The 24,727-nt window shown below is 71.7% G+C and carries 23 protein-coding genes; 5 read left to right on the top strand and 18 right to left on the bottom strand.

Annotated elements, in window-relative coordinates; all coding sequences use genetic code 11:
* Positions 1 to 38: 38 nt before the first annotated feature.
* A complete protein-coding gene (pepN, locus tag KBX08_RS22190; RefSeq protein WP_210785342.1) occupies positions 39 to 2,555 on the bottom strand; it encodes an aminopeptidase N in 2,517 nt (838 codons plus the stop codon).
* 69 nt (positions 2,556 to 2,624) lie between these two features.
* On the opposite strand from pepN, the gene KBX08_RS22185 reads away from it, so the two are divergent.
* Entirely contained in the window at positions 2,625 to 2,843 is a 219-nt protein-coding gene (locus KBX08_RS22185) for a DUF397 domain-containing protein (RefSeq protein WP_124817462.1), read from the top strand.
* A 120-nt stretch (positions 2,844 to 2,963) separates the two neighbouring features.
* Here the strand turns inward: KBX08_RS22185 and KBX08_RS22180 are convergent, their stop codons facing one another.
* Entirely contained in the window at positions 2,964 to 3,365 is a 402-nt protein-coding gene (locus KBX08_RS22180) for a hypothetical protein (RefSeq protein WP_210785341.1), read from the bottom strand.
* 146 nt (positions 3,366 to 3,511) lie between these two features.
* Here KBX08_RS22180 and KBX08_RS22175 point away from each other — a divergent pair, with 146 nt between their 5' ends.
* Positions 3,512 to 4,756, top strand: coding sequence for a cytochrome P450 (locus tag KBX08_RS22175; protein WP_210785340.1), 1,245 nt, complete (start codon positions 3,512 to 3,514; stop codon positions 4,754 to 4,756).
* A gap of 48 nt (positions 4,757 to 4,804) precedes the next feature.
* Here the strand turns inward: KBX08_RS22175 and KBX08_RS22170 are convergent, their stop codons facing one another.
* Together KBX08_RS22170 and KBX08_RS22165 are read right to left on the bottom strand one after the other, a co-directional pair.
* Entirely contained in the window at positions 4,805 to 5,974 is a 1,170-nt protein-coding gene (locus KBX08_RS22170; protein WP_210785339.1) for a zinc-dependent alcohol dehydrogenase, read from the bottom strand.
* Positions 5,971 to 6,609, bottom strand: coding sequence for a cyclase (locus KBX08_RS22165; RefSeq protein WP_210785338.1), 639 nt, complete (start codon positions 6,607 to 6,609; stop codon positions 5,971 to 5,973). The genes KBX08_RS22170 and KBX08_RS22165 overlap by 4 nt, the downstream gene beginning before the upstream one ends.
* Positions 6,610 to 6,767: 158 nt before the next feature.
* On the opposite strand from KBX08_RS22165, the gene KBX08_RS22160 reads away from it, so the two are divergent.
* Complete coding sequence (locus tag KBX08_RS22160; RefSeq protein ID WP_210785337.1) at positions 6,768 to 7,847, top strand: glycosyltransferase family 2 protein; 1,080 nt, start codon at positions 6,768 to 6,770, stop codon at positions 7,845 to 7,847.
* Positions 7,848 to 7,953: 106 nt separating this feature from the next.
* Here KBX08_RS22160 and KBX08_RS22155 read toward each other — a convergent pair whose 3' ends face one another.
* From KBX08_RS22155 to KBX08_RS22145, 3 genes are read right to left on the bottom strand one after another with little or no spacing between them, the layout of a single operon-like run.
* Positions 7,954 to 8,571: a DUF3618 domain-containing protein gene (locus KBX08_RS22155; protein ID WP_210785336.1), complete on the bottom strand. Its 618-nt coding sequence runs from the start codon at positions 8,569 to 8,571 to the stop codon at positions 7,954 to 7,956.
* Positions 8,568 to 9,035, bottom strand: coding sequence for a phage holin family protein (locus KBX08_RS22150; RefSeq protein ID WP_210785335.1), 468 nt, complete (start codon positions 9,033 to 9,035; stop codon positions 8,568 to 8,570). The genes KBX08_RS22155 and KBX08_RS22150 overlap by 4 nt, the downstream gene beginning before the upstream one ends.
* 31 nt (positions 9,036 to 9,066) lie before the next feature.
* Positions 9,067 to 9,912 (bottom strand): hypothetical protein, encoded by an 846-nt coding sequence (locus KBX08_RS22145; protein WP_210785334.1) that lies wholly within the window; start codon positions 9,910 to 9,912, stop codon positions 9,067 to 9,069.
* 230 nt (positions 9,913 to 10,142) lie between these two features.
* Between KBX08_RS22145 and KBX08_RS22140 the strand changes: the two genes are divergently transcribed.
* Positions 10,143 to 10,634, top strand: coding sequence for a DUF4383 domain-containing protein (locus KBX08_RS22140; protein WP_210785333.1), 492 nt, complete (start codon positions 10,143 to 10,145; stop codon positions 10,632 to 10,634).
* A gap of 66 nt (positions 10,635 to 10,700) precedes the next feature.
* Positions 10,701 to 11,360 carry a DUF6766 family protein gene (locus KBX08_RS22135; RefSeq protein ID WP_210785332.1) on the top strand — a complete coding sequence of 220 codons (660 nt, stop codon included), beginning with the start codon at positions 10,701 to 10,703 and terminating at the stop codon, positions 11,358 to 11,360.
* A gap of 30 nt (positions 11,361 to 11,390) precedes the next feature.
* On the opposite strand, the gene KBX08_RS22130 is transcribed toward KBX08_RS22135, so the two are convergent.
* The 11 genes from KBX08_RS22130 to KBX08_RS22080 all read right to left on the bottom strand — a co-directional run bounded on the left by KBX08_RS22130 (position 11,391) and on the right by KBX08_RS22080 (position 24,630).
* A complete protein-coding gene (locus KBX08_RS22130; protein ID WP_210785331.1) occupies positions 11,391 to 11,840 on the bottom strand; it encodes a GNAT family N-acetyltransferase in 450 nt (149 codons plus the stop codon).
* Positions 11,841 to 11,910: 70 nt separating this feature from the next.
* Positions 11,911 to 13,377, bottom strand: coding sequence for a GTPase ObgE (obgE, locus tag KBX08_RS22125; protein WP_210785330.1), 1,467 nt, complete (start codon positions 13,375 to 13,377; stop codon positions 11,911 to 11,913).
* A 96-nt stretch (positions 13,378 to 13,473) separates the two neighbouring features.
* Positions 13,474 to 13,728, bottom strand: coding sequence for a 50S ribosomal protein L27 (gene rpmA / locus KBX08_RS22120; RefSeq protein WP_007464062.1), 255 nt, complete (start codon positions 13,726 to 13,728; stop codon positions 13,474 to 13,476).
* An 11-nt stretch (positions 13,729 to 13,739) separates the two neighbouring features.
* Positions 13,740 to 14,054, bottom strand: coding sequence for a 50S ribosomal protein L21 (gene rplU, locus KBX08_RS22115; protein ID WP_007464063.1), 315 nt, complete (start codon positions 14,052 to 14,054; stop codon positions 13,740 to 13,742).
* Positions 14,055 to 14,220: 166 nt separating this feature from the next.
* Complete coding sequence (locus KBX08_RS22110; protein ID WP_210785329.1) at positions 14,221 to 14,703, bottom strand: hypothetical protein; 483 nt, start codon at positions 14,701 to 14,703, stop codon at positions 14,221 to 14,223.
* A 116-nt stretch (positions 14,704 to 14,819) separates the two neighbouring features.
* Positions 14,820 to 17,924, bottom strand: coding sequence for an Rne/Rng family ribonuclease (locus tag KBX08_RS22105; RefSeq protein ID WP_210785328.1), 3,105 nt, complete (start codon positions 17,922 to 17,924; stop codon positions 14,820 to 14,822).
* A 131-nt stretch (positions 17,925 to 18,055) separates the two neighbouring features.
* Positions 18,056 to 18,868, bottom strand: coding sequence for a TIGR03936 family radical SAM-associated protein (locus KBX08_RS22100; protein WP_210785327.1), 813 nt, complete (start codon positions 18,866 to 18,868; stop codon positions 18,056 to 18,058).
* Between the two features lie 156 nt (positions 18,869 to 19,024).
* Positions 19,025 to 20,413: a type VII secretion-associated serine protease mycosin gene (gene mycP / locus KBX08_RS22095; RefSeq protein WP_210785326.1), complete on the bottom strand. Its 1,389-nt coding sequence runs from the start codon at positions 20,411 to 20,413 to the stop codon at positions 19,025 to 19,027.
* Between the two features lie 10 nt (positions 20,414 to 20,423).
* Positions 20,424 to 21,917 carry a WXG100 family type VII secretion target gene (locus KBX08_RS34475; RefSeq protein ID WP_210785325.1) on the bottom strand — a complete coding sequence of 498 codons (1,494 nt, stop codon included), beginning with the start codon at positions 21,915 to 21,917 and terminating at the stop codon, positions 20,424 to 20,426.
* Between the two features lie 10 nt (positions 21,918 to 21,927).
* The gene (locus KBX08_RS22085) at positions 21,928 to 22,368 is read right to left on the bottom strand and encodes a hypothetical protein (protein ID WP_210785324.1); all 441 of its coding nucleotides are present in this window, start codon (positions 22,366 to 22,368) and stop codon (positions 21,928 to 21,930) included.
* 261 nt (positions 22,369 to 22,629) lie between these two features.
* Positions 22,630 to 24,630, bottom strand: a complete 2,001-nt coding sequence (locus KBX08_RS22080; protein WP_210785323.1) for a TIGR03960 family B12-binding radical SAM protein — start codon at positions 24,628 to 24,630, stop codon at positions 22,630 to 22,632.
* Between the last annotated feature and the right edge of the window lie 97 nt (positions 24,631 to 24,727).

The following is a 24,727-nucleotide window of genomic DNA, read 5'->3' as shown; positions in this document are numbered from 1 at the left end:
GCCGGCCACCCCACGGCGTCAGGGCGCGCGGGCAGCGGTCAGGCCGAGGCGGCGGCCACCGCCGTCCGGGCGACCAGCGCGCGACGCAGGTCGTCGTCGGCGTCGGTCACCACCCGGCGCAGGCCAGGGGTCAGGTCGTCGCGGGTCAGCAGCGCCGCGGCCGCCTCCCGGGTGGGTTGCGCCACGGCGTAGCGGGGGAACGCCAGGGCGGCCACCCGGTCGGCCGTCCAGGGGGTACGCCGGTGCGCGGCGGCCGGCATCTCCGCGAAGTACCGATCGACGTACGCGGCGGTCAGGTCGGCCTGTTCGGGTTGCCAGAACCCCTCGGTGATCGCCTCCAGCAGTCGACTGGACAGCGCGGTGTCCCGCAGGATGATCTCCCAGGTCGCCTGCTTCGTCACCGGGTCGGGCAGTGCCGCCCGGCAGTGGGCGGCCCGTTCCGCGCCCGTGGAGCTGTTGTCGGCGGCGGCCTCGATGGCGATCTCCGCCTCGCCGGCGGCGCCCAGCACCACCAGGCGACGCAGCACCGCCCACCGCAACTCCGCGTCGATCTTCAGACCGGCCGGCACGTCCCGGCCGGCGAGCCAACCGACGAGCAGATCCGCGTCGGTGGTCGCGGCGATCCAACCCCGTGCGGCGGCGAGCTGCAACGACTCCCCGGCCGGCGCGCCGTCGAGCAGCCGCCGGCACGTCCCAGCGACCCTGGCCAGCGCCGTGGAGCGGGTCAGCGGGTCGAGGTAGCGGTCGACCAGGGACCGGCTGAGTGTCAGCACGTCCTCCGCGATGATCACCTCGGTCTCGGTGGGCAGCGCGGCGGCCATCAGGTCGACCAGGCCGGTGACCGGCCGCTCGCCGTCGGTCACCGCGTCCAGTGCCTCGCGCCAGAGCACCGCTCGCGCCAGCGGGTCGGCCAGACCGGGCAGCACCTGCGGGACGGCGTCCGCCGACGCCGGGTCGAGGCGTACCTTCGCGAAGGTGAGATCACCGTCGTTGAGCAGCAACAACCGGGCCGCCGGCTCGCCTGTCAACGCACCGAGCACGGTGCGGCCTCCGTCGGCGTTCGGGTCGATGTCCACCTCGTCACGCCGCCCGGTGCCGTCCATCGAGTAGCGGCCCACGCCGATCCGGTGCGGGCGCAGCACCGGGTACGACTCGGGCGCGGTCTGCACCACTGCCACCTCGGTGTAGCGACCGTCGGCGTCGACGGCGACCTCGGCACGCAGCGTGTTGACCTGCGGGCGGCGCAACCACAGCTCGGCCCAGTCGGACAGGTCCCGCCCGCTGCTGGCGGAGAGGCTGGCCAGCAGGTCGGCGAGCGTGGCGTTGCCGAAGCGGTGTGCGGCGAAGTGCGCGTTCAGGCCGGCGAGGAATGCCTCGTCGCCGAGCCACGCCACCAGCTGACGCAGCACGCTGGCGCCCTTGGCGTACGAGATGCCGTCGAAGTTGAGCAGGCCCGCCTCGGCGTCGACGACCTCCTGCGGGGCGATCGGGTGGGTGGAGGGCCGCTGGTCGGCGGCGTAGCCCCAGGCCTTGCGCCGCATGGCGAAGGTGGTCCAGGCCTGATCGAAGCGGGTCGCCTCGGCGGTGACCCGGGTGCCGAGGTACTCGGCGAAGGACTCGTTCAACCACAGGTCGTCCCACCAGCGCATGGTGACCAGGTCACCGAACCACATGTGGGCCATCTCGTGGGCGATGGTGCCGGCGCGCTGCTCGCGCTGGGTGTCGGTGACCGCCGAACGGAACACGTAGTCGTCGCGGAAGGTGACCAGCCCCGGGTTCTCCATCGCGCCGCCGTTGAACTCGGGCACGAACGCCTGGTCGTACTTGCCGAACGGGTAGCGTTCGGTGAAGAGCTGGTGGAACCGGTCCAGGCACTGCCGGGTGATGGTGAAGATCTCCTCGGCGTCGGCGTCCAGGTGCTCGGCGAGCGACCGGCGGCAGTAGATGCCCAGCGGTATGCCGTCGTGCTCGGCCCGCCGGACGTGGTACGGCCCGGCGATCAGCGAGAAGAAGTACGTGGCCAGGGGCTCGCTCGGGGCGAACTCCCAGCGCCCGGGGGCCGGGTTGGCGGCCAGCTCGGCGTTGCCGGCGACGATCCACTGCGCCGGCGCGGTGACCGAGAGCGTGACCGGGGCCTTGAGGTCGGGCTGGTCGAAGGCGGCGAAGATGCGCGGCGCGTTGTCGAGGAAGGACTCGGCGTAGAGGTAGGTCTCGCCGTCGGCCGGGTCGACGAAGCGGTGCATCCCCTCCCCCGTCTTGGAGTACGCCATCTCGGCCTCGACGACGAGCGTGTTCTCCTCGGCCAGGTCGTCGAGCGGCAGCCGGTTGTCGGTGAGCAGGGCGGGGTCCAGGTCGCGGTCGTTGAGGCGTACACACCGCAGTTTGGCGGGCTTGGCCTCGACGAAGGTCGCGGCGCCGACGGTGGCCCGGAACCGGATCTCGACGCGGGAGCGGAACAGGTCACCCTCACCGGTGAGGTCGAGGTCCACCTGGTAGGACTCGACGGTAATCGCCGCGCCACGCGCGGTCGCCTCTACACGGGTCAGGCTCGGCATCCGCTTATCCTGCCCGATGGGGATCGGCAACCGGTCACCACACGACCCTCGGCACTGGAGGAAAGAACCATGGCGCAGCACCCCAAGGGCGACTTCGACCTCTCTCGGGCGGTCTGGCAGCGGGCCGAGGGGGACACCTCCGACAGCGCCGTCGAGGTCGCCTTCGTCGACGACCTGATCGGGATGCGCAACTCGGCCGAGCCGAACGGCCCGGTGCTGGTCTTCACCCAGGCCGAGTGGGACGCCTTCGTGGCCGGCGCCCAGGACGGCGAGTTCGACCTGGACTGACAGTGCCCGCCGACCCGTCGGTGGGGGATCGCCGTGCCGGTGCCCGTGGTCGGGACCCCGGCACGGCCACGCTGGCACGTTGGCCGGCGCACTCCCGGATCGGCCGTCCGGGGCCGGTGGTCAACCATCGCCGGGGACGTCGCCGTCGCCCCAGCCGAGACCACCCGGGCCCGGGGCGTGGTGGAAGCCCGGGTGGTCGGCCACGTCGACGCAGCGTTCGCCGTCCGGGCCGACCGCGCCGCAGAACAGCCGCTCGGCCCGCTGCCAGGCGTCCGCCGGTGACAGGGCCGCCGCACCGAGTGCCACCTCCGAGCGGAGCAGGCTCAGCGCCTCCGCGTACGCCACGGCCAGCTCGCGGGCCTCGGCCGGGCCGGGCGCGGTGAAGCCCAGGTGCACTGTGAAGAACCGGTGCGGACGGGTGGGCCGCCGCGGCGGCCCGATCAGTGACCGCCCGTCGCGGCCTCCGCCGAGTGCCCCGGCCGCTCGCCGCTGCCGCCAGTGCGGCGATCTGTTGTCGCGCATCCGCCCTCCCCGTGCTCGTCCCACCAGCAGCAAACCAGGTTCCGCCGCCCCTGGGAGGGGCCAGCCGAGCGGGGTTCAGCGGCGTGGACGGGGGTAAGCGCATCGGCAAACGGCGACCAGCCGCACCTGCGCGTGAGGAGAACCCGATGGCGACCATGCCGGCCGACCGCAGCCCGGACAGCACCCTCGCGTTGCTCCGCGCCGGTTACCGGTTCATCGGCGAACGCTGTGAGCGGTACGGCAGCGACGTCTTCAAGACCCGGATCCTGCTCGCCCCGACCATCTGCCTGCGCGGCCGGCCGGCGGCGGAGCTGTTCTACGACAACGACCGCTTCCAACGCGCCACAGCTATGCCGCTGCGCGTGCAGCGGACCCTGACCGGGCGGGGCGGGGTGCAGGGGCTGGACGGGCCGGAGCACTCCGACCGCAAGGCCATGTTCATGTCGATCATGACACCGGCGGCGATCCAACGGCTCGGTCAGCTCTTCGACGACGAGTGGCGGACCCGGGTCGCCGCCTGGGAGGGCGCCGGCCCGGTGTCGCTCTACGACGAGCTGGGCCGAATGCTGACCCGGGTGGTCTGCGCCTGGGCTGGCGTGCCGCTGCCCGCGTCGCAGGTCGAGCGCCGCGCCGTCGAACTGCACGCCATGATCGAGGCTCCGGCCGTGCTGGGACCCCGGCACTGGAGGGGACAGCTGGCCCGGTACCGCGCCGAACGCTCGCTCACCGATCTCATCGAACGGACCCGGGTCGGTTTCGCTCCGGCACCGGCCGGTAGCGCCCTGGCCGTGATCGCCGAACACCGGGACGGGCGCGGCAACCTCCTCCCCCGGCGGATCGCGGCGGTGGAGCTGCTCAACGTGCTGCGCCCGGTGGTCGCCGTCGACCAGTACCTGACCTTCGCCGCGCTCGCCCTGCACGACCATCCGGCCTGGCGGGAACGGGTCCGTGACGGCGAAGCCACCGAGCAGTTCGTCCAGGAGGTACGCCGCTACTACCCGTTCTTCCCGATGGCGGCGGCCCGGGTCCGGCGGTCCTTCGACTGGCAGGGCCACCACTTTCCGCGCGGCCGGCGGGTGCTGCTCGACCTCTACGGCACCAATCACCACCCGACCCTCTGGCCGCAACCGGAGCTGTTTCGCCCGGAGCGGTTCGCCGGCCGCCGGGTGGACCCGTTCGAGCTGATCCCGCAGGGTGGCGGCGACCACTGGGGCGGGCACCGCTGCGCCGGTGAGTGGATCACCATCGACCTGATGAAGCGGGCGGTCACCAACCTCGTCACCACCATGCGTTACGACGTTCCCGTCCAGAACCTGGCCCTGGATCTGCACCGGATGCCAGCGCTGCCACCCCTCGGGCTGACCATCACCAACGTGCGCCGCGCCGGCTGACCCCGCCCCGCCGATCGCAGCGACCGGCGAGGCGGGTACGCCCAGCCGTCAGGGATGCAGGACGCTGCGCAGACAGCCGTCCTCCTTCTTCTCGAACAGCTCGTACCCCTGGGCCCCCTGCTCCAGGGAGAGCGGGTGGGTGGCCAGATATCCGGGGTCGATCTCGCCGGCGGCGAGCCGGTCGAGCAACATCGGGATGTAGCGCTGCGCGTGCATCTGCCCCATCCGCAGCACCAGGGCCTTGTTCATGGCAGCGCCGAGCGGAAACTTGTCGACCAGACCGGCGTACACACCGACGATGCTCACCGTGCCGCCCTTGCGGCACGCCATGATCGCCTGGCGGACCGAGGTCGGGCGGTCGGTCTGCAACCGCGCCGCCTGCTTCACCCGGTCGTACGCGTAGGTCGGTCCGACGTCGTGCGACTCCATCCCGACGGCCTCAATGCAGGCGTCCGGCCCGCGCCCGGCGGTCAGCTCACGCAGCGCCTCCAGCACGTCCGTCTCCGCGTAGTTGATCGTCTCGACCCCGATCCGTTCGGTCGCGGTCTTGAGCCGATCCGAAAATCGGTCGATCATGATGACCCGCTCGGCGCCCAGGAGTTGCGCCGAACGGGCCGCCATCTGACCGACTCCACCAGCACCCCAGACGGCCACCACCTCGCCGCCGGTGAACCCGCAGAAGTCCGCCGCCATCCACCCGGTGGGCATCGCGTCGGAGGCGAACACCACCGAGTCGTCCGGTACCCCGTCGGGTACGGCGAAGGCGCCGATGTCGCCGAACGGCACCCGGATGTACTCGGCGTGTGATCCCGAGTAGCCGCCGGCGGCGTGCGAGTAGCCCAGGATGCCGGCCGGTGAGTGCCCCCACAGCTTCTCGGTGAACACCGGCTGCGGATTGGAGTTGTCGCAGAGCGAGTACTGCTCGGTCCGGCAGTACCAACAGCCACCGCAGGCGACCACCGACCCCACCACCACCCGGTCGCCGACCCGGTGCCGCCGTACGCCGGGCCCGGTCTCCACCACCTCGCCCATGAACTCGTGGCCGAGGATGTCCCCCTCCCGCATCGCCGGCAGGTACCCGTTGATCAGGTGCAGGTCGGAGCCGCAGACGCTGCTGGCCCGGACCCGGACGACGATGTCCCCCTCGGCGCGGATCTGGGGCTCCGGCACGTCCCGGACGGCCAGCTTGCCGACGCCTTCCCAGCAGAGCGCCCTCATGCCCGTCCTCCCGTCATCAACGTCTCCCGTACCTGGTCGGTCGCCTTCTCCTGGGCGGGGCTCCGGCCGGACGGGTCGTCCCGGGTGTCGACCACCTGGCCACACTCGATCAGCGCCTTCACCCGACGCAGCGCGTCCCGCAGCGCCAGGTCCGGCTCGTCGCCGCTGACCAGGCCGGCCAACCGACGCACCGGACCGGAGCGGTAGCGCAGCTCGGCGCGGATCTCGGTGCCCCGGCCCTGAGGTGCTTCGGTCAGCTCGATCCGACCCAGCTGCGGTGTCGGCCCGTCCTCGACCCGCCACCGCAGGGTGCCCGTCCCCTCGACGGTGATCTCGGCCTGCCACTGCGTCTCACCGCCGGCCCGGTCGCGGGCCACGCACCGCCAACGCCGCTCGTCGAGCTGCTGCAACGTGGCCCACCCGGCCAGCGCGCGGTCCAGCCGTTCGCGGTCGGTCCAGAAGCCGATCACCTCGTCCCGGGACCGGTCCACTGTCACCCCACGACGCACCACGTACCAACCGTCCTGCCGCTCCGGCTGATGCCGGTGCCGACGGCGGGCCACCGCACGCCCCACGCCGACGGCCGTCGCCGCGGTGACGCCGAGCAGCGCCCACCTGGTTCCGTTGTTGGTCATCACGTCTCTCTCCTCCACCCGCACAACCGGGCATGGACAGCTCTTGAGCGCAGCGCTACCCGGGCTCCGGCAGTCGAAACGACCCATTGTTTGATCGACGGAAATGCGGGCAGATGCTGCTCAACACCGACCGCGACCCTGGCCGCCACGGAGTTGCCATGTCCTCGTTCAGCCCTACTGGAGACGCCCGGCCCGCCACCCGCCGGTCGGCGGTCGCGCACGAGGGCGCCGGCACGTCGCCGGTCCGCCTACCGATGACGTACGTGCTGCCGCTGCGCTGGGACAGCGACACCGGCCTGGCCGAGCTGACCGACTACCTGCGCTGGCTCGGTGACCGGGTCGAGGTGCTCGTGGTCGACGGCTCACCTCCGCCCCTCTTCGCCCGGCACGCCGAGGCGTGGCGGGGCCTGGCCCGGCACCTTCCACCGGATCCGAGCGAGCGTGGGCTCAACGGCAAGGTGCTGGGCGTACACACCGGCGTCCGCGCGGCCGGCCACGAGCACGTGGTGATCGCCGACGACGACGTCCGGTACGACGAGTCCGCGCTGGCCGCGGTGCATCGGCTGCTGGGCCGGGCGGACCTGGTACGACCGCAGAACTACTTCGACCCGCTGCCCTGGCACGCCTGGTGGGACACCGGCCGCACGCTGCTCAACCGGGCGCTCGGGACGGACTACCCGGGCACCCTTGCCGTGCGGCGCAGCACCTTCCTGGCCATGGGCGGGTACGACCCGGACGTGCTCTTCGAGAACCTGGAGCTGATCCGCACTGTGCGCGGGTACGGCGGCACCGAGGCCGCCCCGGCCTGGCTGTACGTCCGCCGACTGCCTCCGGACGCCGCGCATTTCCGTGGTCAACGGGTCCGTCAGGCGTACGACGATCTGGCGCAGCCGGCTCGCCTGCTGACCGCGCTCGCGGTGCTGCCGGCGCTGGCGGCGGCGGTCGCGTCGCGCCGCCCCAGGCTGCTGCTCGGCGCGGCGGCCGGTGTCGTCGCCCTGGCCGAGACGGGTCGCCGCCGCGCCGGCGGCACCCGGGTGTTCCCGCCGGCCACGGCGCTGGCGGCCCCACTCTGGCTGCTGGAACGCGGTCTGTGCGGCTGGCTGGCGGTCGGCCAACGCCTCCTGCTGGGCGGAGTCCGCTACGGCGACACCCGAATCCGCCGAGCCGCCAACCCCGCCCCGCGCAACCCACGTCTCCCCGCGATCTTGCACTTTCGGTCGGGACAAAACCGCCGTTAGACCCACAGAACACCAGCCGAAACCGCAAGATCGGCGCTGGCTTCGACGCGACAGCTCGCGGGCACCGGAGGGTGACCGCGAGCTGTCGTGCTGGGTTGAGGGTGGGTCAGGGGGTGGCGTGGTCCTTGACCTGGTGGGCGGCGGACTTCGTGTCGTCCCTGACCGCGTGCACGGCGTCCTGAGCGGTGGACTTCACCGACTCGGCGGCCTGCTGGGCCGGCTCGCGCAGCTCGCCGGCCACCTCGCCCAGCTTCTCCTTCACGGCCCCACTGTGCTCGCTGACCTTGGCCTTCACCTGGGTGGCGGCCTGCTGCTCGCGCCGGGAGGCCGGGATCAGCGACGAGGCCAGCCAGCCGACCCCGAACGCGATCAGGCCGGCGGCGAGAGGGTTGCCCTGGGACTTCTGCCGGATCACCCGCGGGGCGCTGTGCGCGGCGTCGCTGACAGTGGTCGCCGCCGACTGCGCGGCGTCGCCGACGCTGGAGGCCGCCGACGAGGCGCGGTCGCCCACCGAGTGGGCGGCCTGGCCGGTGCCGTGGCCGAGGTCAGACGCGGTTCCCATGACCTTGTCCCTCACATTCTGCAGAGCGGAACGGGCCCGCTGCTTGCGGTCGTCGACGATGCGGCTGGGGCTGACCTTGTACGCCAGCGCATCCACATCGGAGCTGAGGCTGTTACGGGTGGCTTCGATCTCCCGGCGGATCTGATCGGGATCGGTGCTCATCGGGTGACTCCCTCCGGGTGCGGCTTGAGCGCGTCGGGGATCCGCTGCACGCTGTCGTTGGTCTGTTTGAGCCCGCGTACGTGCTGGGCGTTCTTCTTGGCCATCGAGTAGAGGACCGCGGCGACCACGGCCCAGATCACGGCCACGATCAGCGCGGCCAGGCCGGAGTCCATGACGTTGTCCAGGAACTGCCAGATGGCGATGGACACGAAGAGGGCCACCATGTAGCCGCCGAAGCCGGCACCACCGAAGAGGCCCGCGGCCTTGCCGGCCTTCTTGCCCTCCTGCCGGATCTCGGCCTTGGCCAGCTCGACCTCCTGGCGCATCAGCGTCGACAGGTCGGCGGTGACCTGACGCATCAGGTCACCCAGCGAGCTGCCCTTCACCTCCGACGCGGTGTGCGGGGCACCCGCGTCAGGGTGGTAACCGGAGTCCAGCCCGGACCCCTGCGTCGGCATGCTCATGCCGTCGCCTCCCTTCGGATGACTCGGCGGCTCACGGGCGAGGGCTGCCGCTGGACGGCACGCCCGGCAGCGGATCGATCTGGGTCACCGGCGGCAGCGGCTGGCCGGTGCCGGAGTGCTCCGGGTAGTCGCCTCGACCCGGCTCGGCGGAGCCGCCGGGCGCCGGGTCGGCGTAGGTACCGGGCGTCTGGTCGGTGTAGCCACCGGACGTCGGCGGGGTGTGCGTACCGGGGGTCGGGTCGAGGTAACCGCCCGGCGGAACGGCGTCCGGCACCGCGCGGGGCGCCGGCGGCTGCGTCGGGATCACTGCGGTCTGCTCCGGGTCGTACGCCCCGGCGCCCCGGAAGGTCGAGGAGCCGTTGCCGGAGTCGTCGCCGGCGGCCGAGATGCCACGGGTCAGCCGACCGGCCAGCACACCGAGCACCGCTGCGCCGACCAGGAAGGTGCCCGGGTTACGCCGCGCGTAGTCACGTACCTCGGTGATCAGGTCGCCGGGCTCGCGCTGCTCAAGCCAACCGGCGGCGCCCTGCACCCGGTCGGCGGCCTGGCGGGCCAGCTCGGTCACCGGGCCGGCCTGGCCACCCTGCTCGGCCATCGAGCGCATCTCGTCGGCCAGCGAACGCAGCCCACCGGCGGCTCGGCGCTGCTGCTCACCGGTCTGGCTGGCGAGTTGGCTGCGGGCCTCGCCGTACAGGTTGCGGGCCTGCCGGGCCGCCTCACGGCCGACCTCGGTGCCCTGCTCCTTGGCGGTCTGGGCGACCGCGCCACCAGCCTGCGCGGCCTCCGACCCGACCTGGCGCGCCTGGTCGCGGACGCCACCGCCGTTGGTCGACTGCTGCCCGTACGTGGAAGACGTAGGTGAAAGATCGTAAGTCATGATTTCCCTTCCGCTCAGAAAGTCGTAGCGGTTGTGCTGGGGGGATGCGGCGCGTTGCCGCCGCCGCTGACCATTCACCTACCCTGCGTTTCGGCTTCCATACCTCTTCGTGCATTTATCTGCGCGGCCCACCGGTTGGTCTTCAAAATGGAGGATCGTCGGGCTGCGTCACGTCGCCGCTGCGGACAGTGAGGTTCGCGAAGGTTGGCAGATCCACGGAGGGGGCAGCGATGGCACGAGACGCACGAGGCGGCCGAGCGGCCGGCCCTCGACCCCGGGTCCAGCTGGCCGCGCTGGTCGTGGCCGGGGTCTTCCTGCTGATCGGCGTCCTCGGCTTCATCCCCGGCATCACCACCGACTACGGCGAGCTGCGGTTCGCCGGGCACCACTCGGACGCCCACCTGCTCGGGCTGTTCCAGGTGTCGATCCTGCACAACGTGGTGCACCTGCTCTTCGGGCTGGCCGGCCTGGTCTTGGCCCGCAGCGTCGCAGGTGCCCGCGTCTTCCTGGCCGCCGGTGGCGCGATCTACCTCGCTCTCTGGCTGTACGGCCTGGCGATCGAGGCGGTCAACCCGGAGGGCGGGGCGAACATCCTGCCGGTCAACGACGCCGACAACTGGCTGCACCTCGCTCTCGGCTTCGGGATGCTCGCGCTCGGGCTGCTCCTGTCGAACCAGGCCGGCACCGGCGGACGCCTGGACAGCCCCGCCGAACGGCACTGAACTGGACCTTTGTGGTTTCGAGGTCACGCCCGCAGGGGTAAGTCGACCGGCGAAGGAGGTGCGATCATGCCTCGTTGGCTGCGTGACAACGCCCTGGCCGTCGCCATGCTGGGGGCGTTCCTGGTCTTCCTGGTGTTGCAGAGCGTCTTCGGCTGGCAGACCCACAACGAGGAGCTGACCGAGTTCGGGGCCGCGCCGTTGAGCTGGCCGTCGTACCTGACCACTGGGCACTTCGCCGAGGCGGTCTTTGAGAACTGGGAGTCCGAGTTCCTCCAGATGGGCGGGTACGTGCTGCTCACCGCGTACCTGGTGCAGCGGGGCTCGGCCGAGTCGAAGCCGATGGACCAGACCGACCGACCGGAGGACGACGAGCGCCGGGCGACCCCGCAGTCACCCTGGCCGGTACGCGTCGGGGGCCTGCCGCTGGTGATCTACCGGAACAGCCTCTCCCTCGCGCTGCTGCTGATCTTCGCCGGTTCGTTCGTCGGTCACCTGCTCGGTGGCACCGCCGCGTACAACCAGGAGCAGGCGCTCCAGAGCGGGGCACCACCGATCGGGGTGTGGGACTTCCTCGGCACCAGCGACTTCTGGTTCCAGTCCATGCAGAACTGGCAGAGCGAGTTTCTGGCGGTCGGCGCGCTGATCCTGCTGAGCATCGTGCTGCGCCAGCACGCCTCGCCGGAGTCGAAGCCGGTGACCGTCGAACACGCCAGCACCGGCGCCTGAACCGGCGACGCGGCAGCGGCGACGCGGCCGTCAGGCCGCGACCGGCAACCGCTTGGCGAAACAGACGCTGTACGAGTTGCCCACGTACTCGCCGTAGACCGGGATCTGCTGGTAGCCACACGCGGTGTACAAGGCGATGGCGGCCGGCAGGTAGCTGCCCGTCTCCAGGCAGACCACCGAGTGCCCCTGCCGGAACGCGCACTCCTCCAGCGCGGCGAGCAGCTGACGACCGATCCCCCGCCCCCGGTACGCGGGCCGCACGTACATCCGCTTGACCTCGCCGGTCTCGGCATCGAGCGCCTGGAGCCCGCCGCAGGCGACCGCCCGACCGTTCACCACCACCGCCAGGTAGCGGACGTCGTCATGGGGGACGAAGACCTGCCCGTCCAACCCGCCGTCGGCCTCGCGCAGCTCACGCTGCTGCGCGATGACCATGGCGGCGATCTCCGGATCGGTGGCAGGCCGGGACTCGATCAGCATCACCCCACGCTAGGAGGCGTGGATTTCGGGGAGGTTTCCGGAAATCAACCCCACCACGGAGCGCAACGAACTACTCGGCGTCGTCCTCGTCGTCGATGTCGTCGTCGGACGCGTCCGCGCCCAAATCGTCGGCCGAGCGGACCCGGCGAGCCTTCCGGGCGGCGAGCCGGTCCGCGGCGGAGGCCCGGTTCGACTTCTCCTCCAGGCGGACGTCGGTGCCCCGGTTGCCGGGTACGAAGTCCACACCGGCGAAGAGGGTCGGCTGCCAGTCGAACTCGCGCACGCCGATCCGGACCAGATCGCCGGGCTGCGCGCCGGCCTTGGCCAGCTTGTCCTCCACCCCGAGCCGGGCCAGTCGGTCAGCCAGGTAGCCGACCGCCTCGTCGTTGTCGAAGTTGGTCTGCTTGACCCAGCGCTCCGGCCGGACACCACGCACTGTGAATGAGCCGTCCGCCTCGGCCGTGATGGTGAATCCGTCGTCGTCCACAGCGATCGGGCGGATGACGATACGGGTCGGCTCGGCGGGCGGAGCGGCCTTACGCTCTGCGTCGACCAGATCGGCCATCGCGTAGGTCAGCTCCTTGAGCCCCTCCCGGGTGGCTGCGGAGACCTCGAACACCTGGTAACCGCGTTCCTCCAGGTCGGGGCGCACGATCTCGGCGAGGTCGCGGCCGTCCGGCACGTCGATCTTGTTGATGGCGACCAGCCGTGGCCGGTCGGTGAGGCCGCCGTACTGGCTCAGCTCCGCCTCGATGGCGTCGATGTCGGCCACCGGGTCACGGCCGGGCTCCAGGGTCGCCGAGTCGATGACGTGCACCAGCACGGCGCAGCGCTCGATGTGCCGCAGAAACTCCAGGCCCAGACCCTTGCCGGTGGCCGCGCCGGGGATCAGGCCCGGCACGTCCGCGACGGTGAAGGTGTGGTTGTCCATCCGGACCACGCCGAGGTTGGGCACCAGGGTCGTGAACGGGTAGTCGGCGATCTTCGGCTTCGCGGCGGAGATCACCGAGATCAGCGACGACTTGCCGGCGGACGGGAAGCCCACCAGGCCCACATCGGCGACGCTCTTCAGCTCCAGCACGATGTCCAGTTGGTCGCCGGGCTCCCCCAGCTCGGCGAAGCCGGGCGCCTTGCGCTTGGCGTTGGCCAGCGAGGCGTTGCCCCGCCCGCCGCGCCCGCCGCGGGCGACCTCGAACGTGGTGCCGGCACCGACCATGTCGGCCAGCACGGTGCCGTCGGAGGTCTGCACCACGGTGCCGTTGGGCACCTTCAGCACCAGGTTGTGGCCGTTGGCCCCGTCCCGGTTCGAGCCGGCGCCGCCCTTGCCGTTGTCGGCCTTGACGTGCGGGTGGAAGTGGAAGTCGAGCAGCGTGGTCACCTGCGGGTCGACCACCAGGGACACGCTGCCCCCGTGCCCACCGTTGCCGCCGTCCGGCCCACCGAAGGGCTTGAACTTCTCGCGGTGGATCGAGGCACAACCGTGCCCGCCATCGCCGGCCTGCAGATGCAGAACGACCCGGTCAACGAACGTTGCCACGGCGTCAATCCTTCCAGCGAGGCTCGACCTCGCACTTCGCTTAAAAAGGCTAAGCGGGCCGGGACCCGGAGGTCCGCGGCCCGCTTAGCCCGAGAACTACTGCTGCGGAACGATGCTGACGGTCTTGCGACCGCGCTTGGTGCCGAACAGGACCGCACCGGCGGACAGCGCGAACAGCGTGTCGTCGCCGCCACGGCCGACCAGGTCACCGGGGTGGAACTTGGTGCCACGCTGCCGGATGATGATCTCACCGGCGCTGACGACCTGACCACCGAAGCGCTTCACGCCGAGTCGCTGGGCCGCGGAGTCACGACCGTTACGCGAGCTGGACGCACCCTTTTTGTGAGCCATTGGAGGACGACCTACTTCCCGCTGGAGATGCCGGTCACCTTGACCTGGGTCAACGGCTGGCGGTGACCCTGGCGCTTGTGGTAGCCAGTCTTGTTCTTGAACTTGTGGATCCGGATCTTCGGGCCCTTGGTGTGCGCGGCGATTTCGCCGGACACCGCGACCTCGGCAAGCTTCGCCGCGTCGGTCACCAGGTCGTCACCGTCGACGAGGAGCACCGCGGTGAGCTTCACCGCGTCACCGGGGGCACCGGTGAGCTTCTCGACCTCGATCACGTCGCCCTCGGCGACCTTGTACTGCTTGCCGCCGGTCTTGACGATCGCGTACATCGGAGGCGGACTCCCTGTCGTTGAGGCTGCTGGCGGTCGTTCCCGCAGCGGCTCGCCGGGTAGCAGTGCACGGCGGCGCGGGCACACGGGAACTCGGCACACCAAAGGTGGGCCGCAGGCAAGAGTACGCCATCGCTGGCCCGTACCCCAAACCGGCCCGCCCTGGTCAGCGCGCGCAGAGCTGGTCGAGGCGCTGCTGGAGCCGGTCGAGTTCGGTCTCGTCGATCGCCTCGACGTCGGCACCGAGCGCGGAAACCTCGGTGCCGAGGTCGGTGAGCAACGTCTTGAGCTGCGGATCGTCGGTCCGCTCCGACTGCTCCCGCAGTACGGTCCGCCAGCCCGCCAGCGCCGCCTCGGCCCGTCCCCGGGCAGCCTCGGCCGTACGGCTGTCCCCGGCGCCCACCGCGGCGAGCATCCGACCCAGCTCCGCGACGTACGTCCGGACGGCAGTGGTGCTGGCCTCCTGCGCGGCGGCGCAGACCTGGGTGGCGTTGCCGCCCGCCACACCACCGCTGGCCGGCATGCCGGTCGGGCCGGGAGGGGTGCCAGCGGCCGCCGGGCCAGCGCCGTCGGCGGTCCCACCGGTGGAGCAGCCGGCCGCGCCGGAGAGCATGGTGAGCAGCGCGGTGACCGCGAGCAGACGGCGCATCTTCTTCTCCTGACCTGGGACGGCCGATCGAGGACCGGGTGGCCACAACGACGAGGTCCCTCCCCCGTCACTTTGCCGGGAGAGGGACCTCGTCAAACACGTGGCCGGTCAGGCGCTCAGGGGCGGGTCCGCCGACGGGCTCCACCGCGGCGCGACCGGCGACGGCCGCCACCGCCCTCGGTGGTCTCCTCGTCGCCCTCACCGTCAGCGAGCGCGTCCGGGTCGTCAGCCGCGGCCAGCCGAGCCGACTCACCCTGCTGAGCGTCGGAGATCGCCGGTGCGGCGGCGGTGTCCGACTCGTAGCGGGACAGGTCGTAGCCCATGGTGTCCTGGTAGTCGGTGCCCGGCTCGGCCGTGGTGTCGGTGTCGACGACCTCGACCGCGGTCCGCTCGGCCGCGGCCGGGGCGTTCTTGCGCGCCCGGCGGCGGGACGAGGTGGCACCCTGCTCGGCAGCCGGAGCGGGAGCCACCGCCGAGGCGACCGCCTTGACCTTCTCCCCCGCACCGGCGGGACGCGGCTTCTCCGGCACCGGCTCGGTGTGGATGATGACGCCCCGGCCCTTGCAGCACTCGCAGGTCTCGCTGAACGCCTCCAGCAGGCCCGCGCCGATCCGCTTACGGGTCATCTGCACCAGGCCGAGCGACGTGATCTCGGTGACCTGGTGCTTGGTGCGGTCCCGGCCCAGGCACTCGGTGAGCCGGCGCAGCACCAACTCACGGTTCGACTCCAGCACCATGTCGATGAAGTCGATCACCACGATGCCGCCGATGTCCCGCAACCGGAGCTGACGGACGATCTCCTCCGCCGCCTCCAGGTTGTTGCGGGTGACCGTCTCCTCCAGGTTGCCCCCGGAGCCGGTGTACTTGCCGGTGTTGACGTCGACGACAGTCATCGCCTCGGTGCGGTCGATCACCAGGGAGCCGCCGGAGGGCAGGAAGACCTTGCGGTCCAGACCCTTGATGATCTGCTCGTCGATCCGGTACTCGGCGAACACGTCGCTCGTGCCGACGTGCCGGCGCACCCGGTCGACCAGGTCCGGAGAGACGTGCGACAGGTACGACTCGACGATGTCGTACGACTGCTCGCCCTCGATCACCAGCTCGCGGAAGTCCTCGTTGAACAGGTCCCGGACCACCCGGATGACCAGGTCGGGCTCCCCGTAGAGCAGTGCCGGGGCGCCACCCTCGGCGGCCTTGGCCTGGATGTCCTCCCACTGCGCCTGGAGCCGCTTGACGTCACGGGCCAGCTCGTCCTCGGTGGCGCCCTCGGCGGCCGTCCGGACGATCACGCCCGCGCCGTCCGGGACCAGCTTCTTGAGCACGTCCCGCAGCCGCTTGCGCTCGTTGTCCGGCAGCTTGCGGCTGATCCCGGAGGCGTTGCCGTTGGGGACGTAGACCAGGTGCCGGCCCGAGAGCGCGATGTGGCTGGTCAGCCGTGCGCCCTTGTGCCCGATCGGGTCCTTGGTGACCTGGACCAGCACCGAGTCCCCGGAGCGCAGCGCCTGCTCGATCGAGCGGGCCCGCCCCTCCAGCCCGGAGGTGTCCCAGTTGACCTCACCGGCGTACAGCACGGCGTTGCGGCCCCGACCGACGTCGACGAACGCGGCCTCCATGCTCGGCAGCACGTTCTGCACCTTGCCGAGGTACACGTTGCCGGCCATCGTCCCGGAGGAGTTGCGGGTGACGTAGTGCTCGACCAGCACGCCGTCCTCCAGGACGGCGATCTGGGTGCGGTCACCGCGCTGGCGGACCGCCATCACCCGGTCGACGGCCTCCCGGCGCGCCAGGAACTCCGACTCGCTGAGGATCGGCGGGCGGGTACGGCGCTGCTCCCGACCGTCCCGGCGGCGCTGGCGCTTGGCCTCCAGCCGGGTCGAGCCGGACACACCCTGCACCTCGTCGACGGTCCGGCGCGGCTCGCGGATCTTCACCACGGTCGGCACGCCGTCGTCCGCCGCGCCCTCGGTGTCGCCGGCGCCACGACGGCGGCGACGACGACGACGACGGGTCAGACCGTCCCCGCCCTCGGACTCCTCGTCCTCGTCGGCCTCGGCCTCTGCCTCGGCGGTCTCTTCCTCGTCGGCCTGCGCCGCCTCGTCGGACTCCTCGTCCTCGGCGTCGTCGGCCCCGCCCTTGCCCCGGCCCCGGCCCCGGCGACCACGCCGGCGGCGGCGGCGCGCGGCGGCGCTGTCCTCGTCGTCCTCATCCGCCTCGGCGGCCTCGTCGGCCTCCTCGGTCGGCTCCTCTTCGGCCTCGATGGCCTCGATCGGCTCCACCGGCTCGACCTCGCGGCGACCGCGCCGACGGCGGCGGGACGGCTCGGCGGCCTCCTCGACGGCCGGCTCCTCGGTCGTCGCGGCGGGCTCCACCGGTCGGGTCACCGGCACGGCGTCCGGCTGGGGTGCCATGAACAGCACTGTGGGCGCGGAGAGGGCGGCGCGCCGGCGACGGGTACGCGGCTGCTCCGGCTCGATCTCGGCCGGCTCGTTCGGCTCATCCGTCACACCGGAGACGGCCACACCCGGTGGCACCTCGCCGGAGCGGTTCTGCGCACCACTGCTCCAGGCCAGCTCGGCGGCGGACGTGCTCGGGAGGGCCGGGGAGTCGTTCAACTCGGCCTCGGCCTCGCGCAGGTCGGACTCCGCCGGCTCCTCGGCGACGTCCGGCTCCTCGACGACCGGCTCCTCGACCGCGAGCGGCTGCTCGGTGGCGGGCGGCTCCTCGACGGCCGCCGGCGTGGCCTTCTTCCGCCGGGTACGGGTCACCTTGACCGGCGGCACCACCTCGGCCGAGGCCGCCTCCGCAGAGGCGGCGACCAGCGGCTCCTCGGCGGTCGTCTCGACGGGGGTGGCCTTGCGGCGGCGCCGGGGGGTCTTCGGTGCGACGTCCAGGTCGCCGGAGACCGGGGCGAAGACCTCCGCCTGCGGCGACTCGACGTTGCCGGCGCCACCGCTGGGCGCCTCGATCGGGGCGTCGGTCTGCTCCGGCTGGTTGAGCGGGGCGGCCCGACGACGGGTCGCCCGGGTGCGCCGCACCGGCGCGGCCGGTTCGGCGGCCTCAGCGGGAGCGCTCTCCGCGCCGGCCGGTTCCATCGAGGCCGACCCGACAGCGGTGGTGGAGGTCTCGACGGCGGCGCCGTCGGCCGTGGTGCTCTGGTCGGCGGTGTCACCGGCCGGCTGTGAACCGGTCCGTTCGCCGCCCTCGGGCTCGTTCTCGAGCATGGACGTTCTCCAGTTCTGGCTAGCCCGGGCGCGGGTGAGCGCTGCCACGCAGGGTCGCCGCAAAAGTGTTTCCGCCGGGCGCGCGTGGTGCGCGACCGCCGAAGTCTGCCTGCCAGAACACCGACCGTCGGTCAGTGCCCAACGATGGCTGCCCCGTCGCGGTCCGCATCCAACGGATCCACGATCGCACCCTGCGCGGTCAACGTGCCCTGAGCCAGCCGTGTCACCCTCGGCGAAACCGGCGGCTCCAGGTCGGCCACCACGCGGAGGCCGGAAAGGACGTCATCGGGCCGTACGGACGGGGTGACCTGCCGCACGACCAGTTCGAGTATCGCACACGGTACGGCCGGCGCCCCGGAAGGCGTCGGCGTAGGCAGCTGGACATCGATCGATATCACCGCGGCTCGGGCGTCGAAAGTGCGTCGACCCTGCTTCGTCATCCGCTCGACCAGCACTTCCTCGGCCGCGACGAAGGCGTCCACCGCGGCGCGCAGCACCGCCGTGTCGACCTCAGGCAACTCGATGTGCCAGTGCGACGCCTCGATCCGGTCCGGCAGGTTGCCCCCTTCGGCGATCACGGCGTCCAGAACATCCAGCCCCGGCGAGAGCGCGGCGTCCAACGCGGCGCGCAACGCCTCCGGGTCGACGGCCGCCTGAAGGGCGATTTCCAGGTATTCCGCCTCGCTCGCCACCCCGGTCGGCGCGGCGCTGGCGTAGGAGATCTTCGGGTGCGGGTGAAACCCCTGGGAGAAGGCGACCGGCACGGCGGCCCGGCGTAGCGCGCGCTCGAACGCCCGGGCGAAGTCCCGGTGCGAGGTGAATCGCAGCGGTCCGCGCTTGGCGTACCGGATGCGGACGCGCTGGACGACCGGTGCCTGGCCGCCCTCGGGTTGAGGCTTCTTGGCGATCGTGGGCTCCTCGGGTGTACCTGCGTGTCCGCCCATCCTGGCGCAGGGCTCGTGGCGGTACGCAGCCGGGGCGGCCGAATCACCAGACAGACGGTCACAAACCGGTCGCCAGGGTCGCGACCACCCGGCACGAAAGCCGATGGCCGGCCGGTGACGCGGAGGTCACCGGCCGGCCACCGCGAGGCGGACCGGTTACCGCTCCCTCGGCGGCGCGGGCGGTGACCCGCCCGGCGGCGGGCCGTAACCGGAGGGAGGGGTGTAGCCCGAGGGCGGGGCGTAGCCGGAAGGCGGGGCATACCCGGGTGGAGGCGGGTAGCCCGGCGGTGGCGCGTAACCCGCGTCAGGCGGCGGGTACGCGCCCTGGGCCGCCCGGTCGAGCAGCTCGTCCGGGATGTCGGCGGCCCGGGCCGCCTCCCGCCGGTACCGGCGGCGGTTCCAGTTGAGGTAGACCACGAGACCCAGCAGCAACACCAGCACCACGGCGATGCCGATGCCGACCACCATGACCTGCTGGTCGGTGGGGCCACCGCGATCGCCGTGCTGGGTGACGTCGAACTCCTCGTCCGGGCCCCCGGCACGGGCCGGGCCCGGGTCGGTCGCCGCCGCGGCCGGGTCGAGCAGCGGGTTGACGGTGACCGGTGGCACGTTCGCGGTCAGCGCCTTCATCGGGTCGATCACCCCGAAGCCGTACTGCGGATCTCGCCCGGACGGGCCCGCGTCCCGCGCGGTCCGGATGATCCGGTTGATCACGCTCGGAGCACTGAGGTCCGGGTACTTGGCTCGGATCAACGCGGCCAGAGCGGAGACGATCGCACTGGAGTCGGAGGTGCCGTCACCCCAGCCGTAGCCCCCCTCGTTGGTGACGTTGTACACGCTGTCGCCGGGAGCGGCGACCACCGCCTCCGGCCCCTGGACGGAGCCGGACCAGAACGCGCCGCCCTTGGTCGTCCCGGTCACCGCGATCACACCGGGGGTGTTGGCGGGCTTGCCCACTGTGGTGCGGCCCTGGGCGGTGTTACCCGCGGAGGCGACCAGGACGACGTCACGGTCCAACGCGTACTGGATTGCGCTCTTCTGCACGGGATTGGCGAAGCCGGGGCCACCAATGGATATGTTGATCACTTTGGCCCCGCCGTCGACGGCCATCCGGATGCCCCGGGCAATCCCGGCGTCGGTGTAGACGCCGTCCTCCTTGCGCATCTTGATGGGCAGGATCTTCGCGCCGGGGGCGATGCCGTCCACCCCGTCGCGGCTGGGTTTCGCCGCGATGATGCCGGCCATGTGCGTGCCGTGCCCGACCTCGTCGGCCCGGCCGTCTCCGGAGGCGCCGTAGCTGCGTCCACCGGGAAGCACCTGACCTCGCAGGTCCGGGTGGCTGGCCTCGACGCCAGTGTCGACCACGGCCACGACCACGCCCCGCCCGGTCGAGATCTTGTGCGCCTGGTCGATCCGGAGCTCGTCCAGATACCACTGCTCGGCCCGACGGGGCGCGGCGGCCGCCGGTTGAGCGACCCCCACCACCAGGAACCCCGCCAGGAGACAGGCGACTACCGGCCGGAGGCCTCCGAGGTTCACCCTCATCCGTCCATCCTCATCGAAGGACACCCGGGGACGCCCCGTCACCAGGGCCCCACGGATCGTCATCCTCAGTCAACCACGACGAGTGCTCGGAGCCGGTGCCGCCACCCTGCCCGGCACCACCCGCGCCGCCCATCATGCCGCCGCCCATCATTCCGGCACCGCCGACGCCGGCCCCACGCGCGCCGCCCGCCATCCCGGCGCCACCGGCGGCCTGGGCGGTGCGCAACGCGTTCGCCGCGCTCGTCATCGGCGGCAGCTTTCCGTTGCCGCCACCCACCATGCCGGGGATGCCACCCACGCCGATCCCGGCCCCGCCGGCGATCCCGCCGGCCGAGCGGACGCGGGGACCGCCGCCGAAACCACCGCCGGCGCCACCGAGACCGGCGCTGCCGACCCCGCCGCCGCCGACCCCGCCGCCGCCGATGCCGCCGCCGCCGATGCCGCCGCCCAGGCCGCCGACCCCGCCCGGGGTGGCGCCCGCCAGACCGCTGCTGTAGCCGGCGTCGCCGTCCGCGTAGCCCGGCAAGCTGGAGCCCGTCGACGGGGGTGTGAGCTGACCCGTGCCGCCGGTGGGCGAGCCATCGCCGAGGCCACCGGGCCTGGTCGGGGAGAACGGGTCGACGGCGGACGTCGGACCGCCCGTGTCACCGATGCCCGGCGGCCTGCTGCCGATCGTGGGGCCGCCACCGCCGATGTCGGGCTTCCCGCCGAATTCGCCACCACTGATGTCGGGCCGCCCCGAGGGCGGGACCCGGGGGTCCCGACGGATATCGTCCTCTACGCCCGATCTATCCGGGCTGTTGATGGTGAGCTTGGGGCGCTCCGTGTAGACGGCCTGGGGCAGCGGCGCCATCGCGGTGTTCGCCGCGTTCTGATTGTCGCGGTACCAGTTGTCGAGGTGGGCTCCGGTGTCCCACCAGCCGCCCCGCTTCTGGTCACCGGCCTGGCCGTCGACCTTCATCGTCGCTTCCAGGTCGTCGGCCTTGTCACGGAACGCGCCGTCGGCGTACGAGCCGGGGTTGTTCTGGTAGTCCTTGCGCAGCGCGGCGAGGAACCCCGACGAGCTCTCGCCGTCGCGGGCATCGTCGAGCTCGGTGCCGTTGGGCAGGCTCCACTCGTTGAAGCCGAAGTCGTCCATCAGCGGGATCGGGATCGTGGAGACCGACTTGCGGATGTCGCCCTCGATCCGCGTCAACGCGCCACTGACGTTCGTCGCGTCGGTGATCAGATCCTCGATCTGCTTACCGATCTTGCCCAGGTGCTCGCGGTACGCGTCACCACCGCTGCCCTTCCAACCGGCGAGCATCCCGGGCAGCCCGCCGACGTGCGGGCGCTCCTGGCCCGTCGCGATCGGACCGACGAACGATCGACCGACGAGCGCGTCCCGCAGTTGTTGCAGGCCGCTGGAGAGGTTGCTCCAGCCCGCTCCGACCGATCCGACCGTTTCCGGGTCCGCGGAGAGCGTCACCTCGCGAACGCACCGCTCCCAGGTTCCTCCAGCCATGACGTCCCCCTCAGGCCGTGTACGGGTAGGTGGGTGCGCCGCTGGCAGTGGGCGGCGGCGCCGCCGACTCCAGCAGCCGCTCGATCTCCTTGCCGTTGGCGCCGTTGCGCGCCTCGGTGTCGCGGAACGCCTTGGCGATCTCCTCGGTGCCCTCCTTGAGCGCGGCGAGCTTCTGGGAGAGCGTCGTGAGGTGCGCTTCCATGTTCGCCGTGGACACCTCCAGGGCCCGCCACTGCATGCGGGCGTCCTCGTACGCGCCGAAGGGAGTGCCGTTCGGGACGGTCTGGGCGTTGTTGCTGTCGCCCTTCATCCGCTCCTTGATGCGTTCCATCTCGTACTTGATGGTGTCGTCGATGTACTGCCTGAGCCGCTCGACGTACGTGGCGGCGGCGTCCAGGTCCTCGACGCTGACTTGCAGATCGCCGATGCTCGGCGGCGGGATGCTGCCCATGCGATTCCTCCCCCGTCCCCGACCCGCCGGGTCGGTCCATGTCAGACGCAGCGTATCGAGTCGGACCTAGTCGAGGCAGCCCCAGCCACCAGCACGTGGTAAAGATGGCGACCGATCTCGCGGAAGATCCGGTGCGGGCCGCCGTGCGGGCCGAGCCCGAACAACGCCAACGGGCCCGCGAGACGCGGACCCGTTGGGCGACATGTCGGATGTGGAGGGTGGTGGGTCACCGCCAGCCGGCGCTGCCCGAAGGCAGCACGGTCAGGGGTGCGAGTGCGAGTGGCCCGACGGGACCTTCATGCCGTTGCCGCCCAGCGGGGTGAGCGGCAGCAGTTTCTTGCCGGTGGGGCCGATCTGGATCTCGGTGTCCATCGATGGGCAGACGCCGCAGTCGAAGCAGGGCGTCCACCGGCAGTCGTCCTGTTCGAACTCGCTGAACGAGTCCTGCCAGTCCTGCCAGAGCCAGTCCTTGTCCAGGCCCGAGTCGAGGTGGTCCCAGGGCAGGACCTCCAGCTCGTCGCGCTGACGGGTGGTGTACCAGTCGAGGTCCACCCCGTACGCGGGCAGCGTCTCGGCCGCCGCGTCCACCCAGCGCTGGTACGAGAAGTGCTCGCTCCACCCGTCGAACCGGCCGCCGTTCTCCCAGACCTTGCGGATGACCGAGCCGACCCGGCGGTCACCCCTGGAGAGCAGCCCTTCGATGAGCGACGGCTCGCCGTCGTGGTAGCGGTAGCCGATGGCCCGGCCCAGCGAGCGGTCCGCGTTGATGGCCTGCTTGAGGATCTTGAGCCGGTGGTCGATGACCTCCGGACGGTCCATAGCGGCCCACTGGAACGGGGTGTGCGGCTTCGGCACGAACCCGCCGATGGAGACCGTGCAGCGGATGTCCTTGGAGCCGGTCGCGGCCCGGCCGGCCCTGATCACCTCGTGGGCCATCTCGGCGATCTCGAGGACGTCCTCGTCGGTCTCGGTGGGCAGGCCGCACATGAAGTAGAGCTTCACCTGCCGCCACCCGTTGGTGTACGCGGTGACGACCGTACGGATCAGGTCTTCCTTCGACACCATCTTGTTGATGACCTTGCGGATCCGCTCCGACCCGCCCTCCGGGGCGAAGGTCAGGCCGGTGCGCCGCCCGTTGCGGGACAGCTCCTGCGCGAGGTCGATGTTGAAGGCGTCCACCCGGGTCGAGGGCAGCGACAGCGAGACGTTGGTGCCCGCGTACTGCTCGGCGAGGCCCGAGCACATGTCGCCGATCTCGGAGTGGTCCGCCGAGGAGAGCGACAGCAGGCCGACCTCGTTGAAGCCGGAGAACTCAAGGCCCTCGCGGACCATCTGCGCGACGGTGGTGATCGACCGCTCCCGCACCGGCCGGGTGATCATGCCGGCCTGGCAGAACCGGCACCCCCGGGTGCACCCCCGGAAGATCTCCACCGCGTACCGCTCGTGCACCGTCTCGGCCAGCGGAACGAGGGGCTTCTTCGGGTACGGCCAGGCGTCCAGGTCCATCGTCGTGCGCTTGTGCACCCGGAACGGCACGTCCGCGCGGTTCGGCACGACCCGCTGGATCCGACCGTCCGGCAGGTAGTCGACGTCGTAGAAGCGCGGCACGTAGACGCTCTCGGTGCGGGCCAGCCGCAGCAGCAGCTCGTCGCGGCCGCCCGGGGAGCCCTCGGCCTTCCACTCCCGGACGATCGCGGTGATCTCCAGGACCGCCTCCTCGCCGTCGCCGAGCACCGCGGCGTCGATGAAGTCGGCGATCGGCTCCGGGTTGAACGCGGCGTGCCCGCCGGCCACGATCACCGGGTCGGCGTCGGTGCGGTCGGCGGCCAGCATCGGGATGCCGGCCAGGTCGATCGCGGTGAGCATGTTGGTGTAACCCAGCTCGGTGGAGAAGGAGATGCCGAACACGTCGAACCCGCGCACCGCCCGGTGCGCGTCGACGGTGAACTGCGGCACGCCGTGCGTGCGCATCAGCGTCTCCAGGTCCGGCCAGACCGCGTACGTCCGCTCGGCGAGGGTGTCGGGCAGCTCGTTGAGCACCTCGTAGAGGATCTGCACGCCCTGGTTGGGCAGGCCCACCTCGTAGGCGTCGGGATACATCAGCGCCCAACGCACGGTCGCCGCGTCCCAGTCCTTCGTCACCGCACCCAACTCGCCCCCGACGTACTGGATGGGCTTGGAGATCTGGGGCAGCAGCGGCTCGAGCTGGGACCATATGGAGTTGGTCGCGGCCGCGCGCGGCGTCGTGGACGGGGCACTCATGATGCCCAAGGGTACGCGTTCCTCCGGCGGCGGTCGCGCGCACGCCCGATCGCCGGTGGTGGCGGCGCGGTATTAACCTCGGTTCGGCGCGAGAGGA

It is taken from the genome of Micromonospora sp. H61, from assembly GCF_018070325.1.
GTDB classification, from domain to species: Bacteria; Actinomycetota; Actinomycetes; order Mycobacteriales; family Micromonosporaceae; genus Micromonospora; species Micromonospora salmantinae.
This window is presented reverse-complemented; position numbering and strand designations above follow the sequence as displayed.

Bases quoted from the DNA above. Each gene is read 5' to 3' on its own strand.
- pepN (WP_210785342.1), bottom strand. From the start codon at position 2,555: ATGCCGAGCCTGACCCGTGTAGAGGCGACCGCGCGTGGCGCGGCGATT.
- KBX08_RS22185 (WP_124817462.1), top strand. From the start codon at position 2,625: ATGGCGCAGCACCCCAAGGGCGACTTCGACCTCTCTCGGGCGGTCTGG.
- KBX08_RS22180 (WP_210785341.1), bottom strand. From the start codon at position 3,365: ATGCGCGACAACAGATCGCCGCACTGGCGGCAGCGGCGAGCGGCCGGG.
- KBX08_RS22175 (WP_210785340.1), top strand. From the start codon at position 3,512: ATGGCGACCATGCCGGCCGACCGCAGCCCGGACAGCACCCTCGCGTTG.
- KBX08_RS22170 (WP_210785339.1), bottom strand. From the start codon at position 5,974: ATGAGGGCGCTCTGCTGGGAAGGCGTCGGCAAGCTGGCCGTCCGGGAC.
- KBX08_RS22165 (WP_210785338.1), bottom strand. From the start codon at position 6,609: ATGACCAACAACGGAACCAGGTGGGCGCTGCTCGGCGTCACCGCGGCG.
- KBX08_RS22160 (WP_210785337.1), top strand. From the start codon at position 6,768: ATGTCCTCGTTCAGCCCTACTGGAGACGCCCGGCCCGCCACCCGCCGG.
- KBX08_RS22155 (WP_210785336.1), bottom strand. From the start codon at position 8,571: ATGAGCACCGATCCCGATCAGATCCGCCGGGAGATCGAAGCCACCCGT.
- KBX08_RS22150 (WP_210785335.1), bottom strand. From the start codon at position 9,035: ATGAGCATGCCGACGCAGGGGTCCGGGCTGGACTCCGGTTACCACCCT.
- KBX08_RS22145 (WP_210785334.1), bottom strand. From the start codon at position 9,912: ATGACTTACGATCTTTCACCTACGTCTTCCACGTACGGGCAGCAGTCG.
- KBX08_RS22140 (WP_210785333.1), top strand. From the start codon at position 10,143: ATGGCACGAGACGCACGAGGCGGCCGAGCGGCCGGCCCTCGACCCCGG.
- KBX08_RS22135 (WP_210785332.1), top strand. From the start codon at position 10,701: ATGCCTCGTTGGCTGCGTGACAACGCCCTGGCCGTCGCCATGCTGGGG.
- KBX08_RS22130 (WP_210785331.1), bottom strand. From the start codon at position 11,840: ATGCTGATCGAGTCCCGGCCTGCCACCGATCCGGAGATCGCCGCCATG.
- rpmA (WP_007464062.1), bottom strand. From the start codon at position 13,728: ATGGCTCACAAAAAGGGTGCGTCCAGCTCGCGTAACGGTCGTGACTCC.
- rplU (WP_007464063.1), bottom strand. From the start codon at position 14,054: ATGTACGCGATCGTCAAGACCGGCGGCAAGCAGTACAAGGTCGCCGAG.
- KBX08_RS22110 (WP_210785329.1), bottom strand. From the start codon at position 14,703: ATGCGCCGTCTGCTCGCGGTCACCGCGCTGCTCACCATGCTCTCCGGC.
- KBX08_RS22105 (WP_210785328.1), bottom strand. From the start codon at position 17,924: ATGCTCGAGAACGAGCCCGAGGGCGGCGAACGGACCGGTTCACAGCCG.
- KBX08_RS22100 (WP_210785327.1), bottom strand. From the start codon at position 18,868: ATGGGCGGACACGCAGGTACACCCGAGGAGCCCACGATCGCCAAGAAG.
- mycP (WP_210785326.1), bottom strand. From the start codon at position 20,413: ATGAGGGTGAACCTCGGAGGCCTCCGGCCGGTAGTCGCCTGTCTCCTG.
- KBX08_RS34475 (WP_210785325.1), bottom strand. From the start codon at position 21,917: ATGGCTGGAGGAACCTGGGAGCGGTGCGTTCGCGAGGTGACGCTCTCC.
- KBX08_RS22085 (WP_210785324.1), bottom strand. From the start codon at position 22,368: ATGGGCAGCATCCCGCCGCCGAGCATCGGCGATCTGCAAGTCAGCGTC.
- KBX08_RS22080 (WP_210785323.1), bottom strand. From the start codon at position 24,630: ATGAGTGCCCCGTCCACGACGCCGCGCGCGGCCGCGACCAACTCCATA.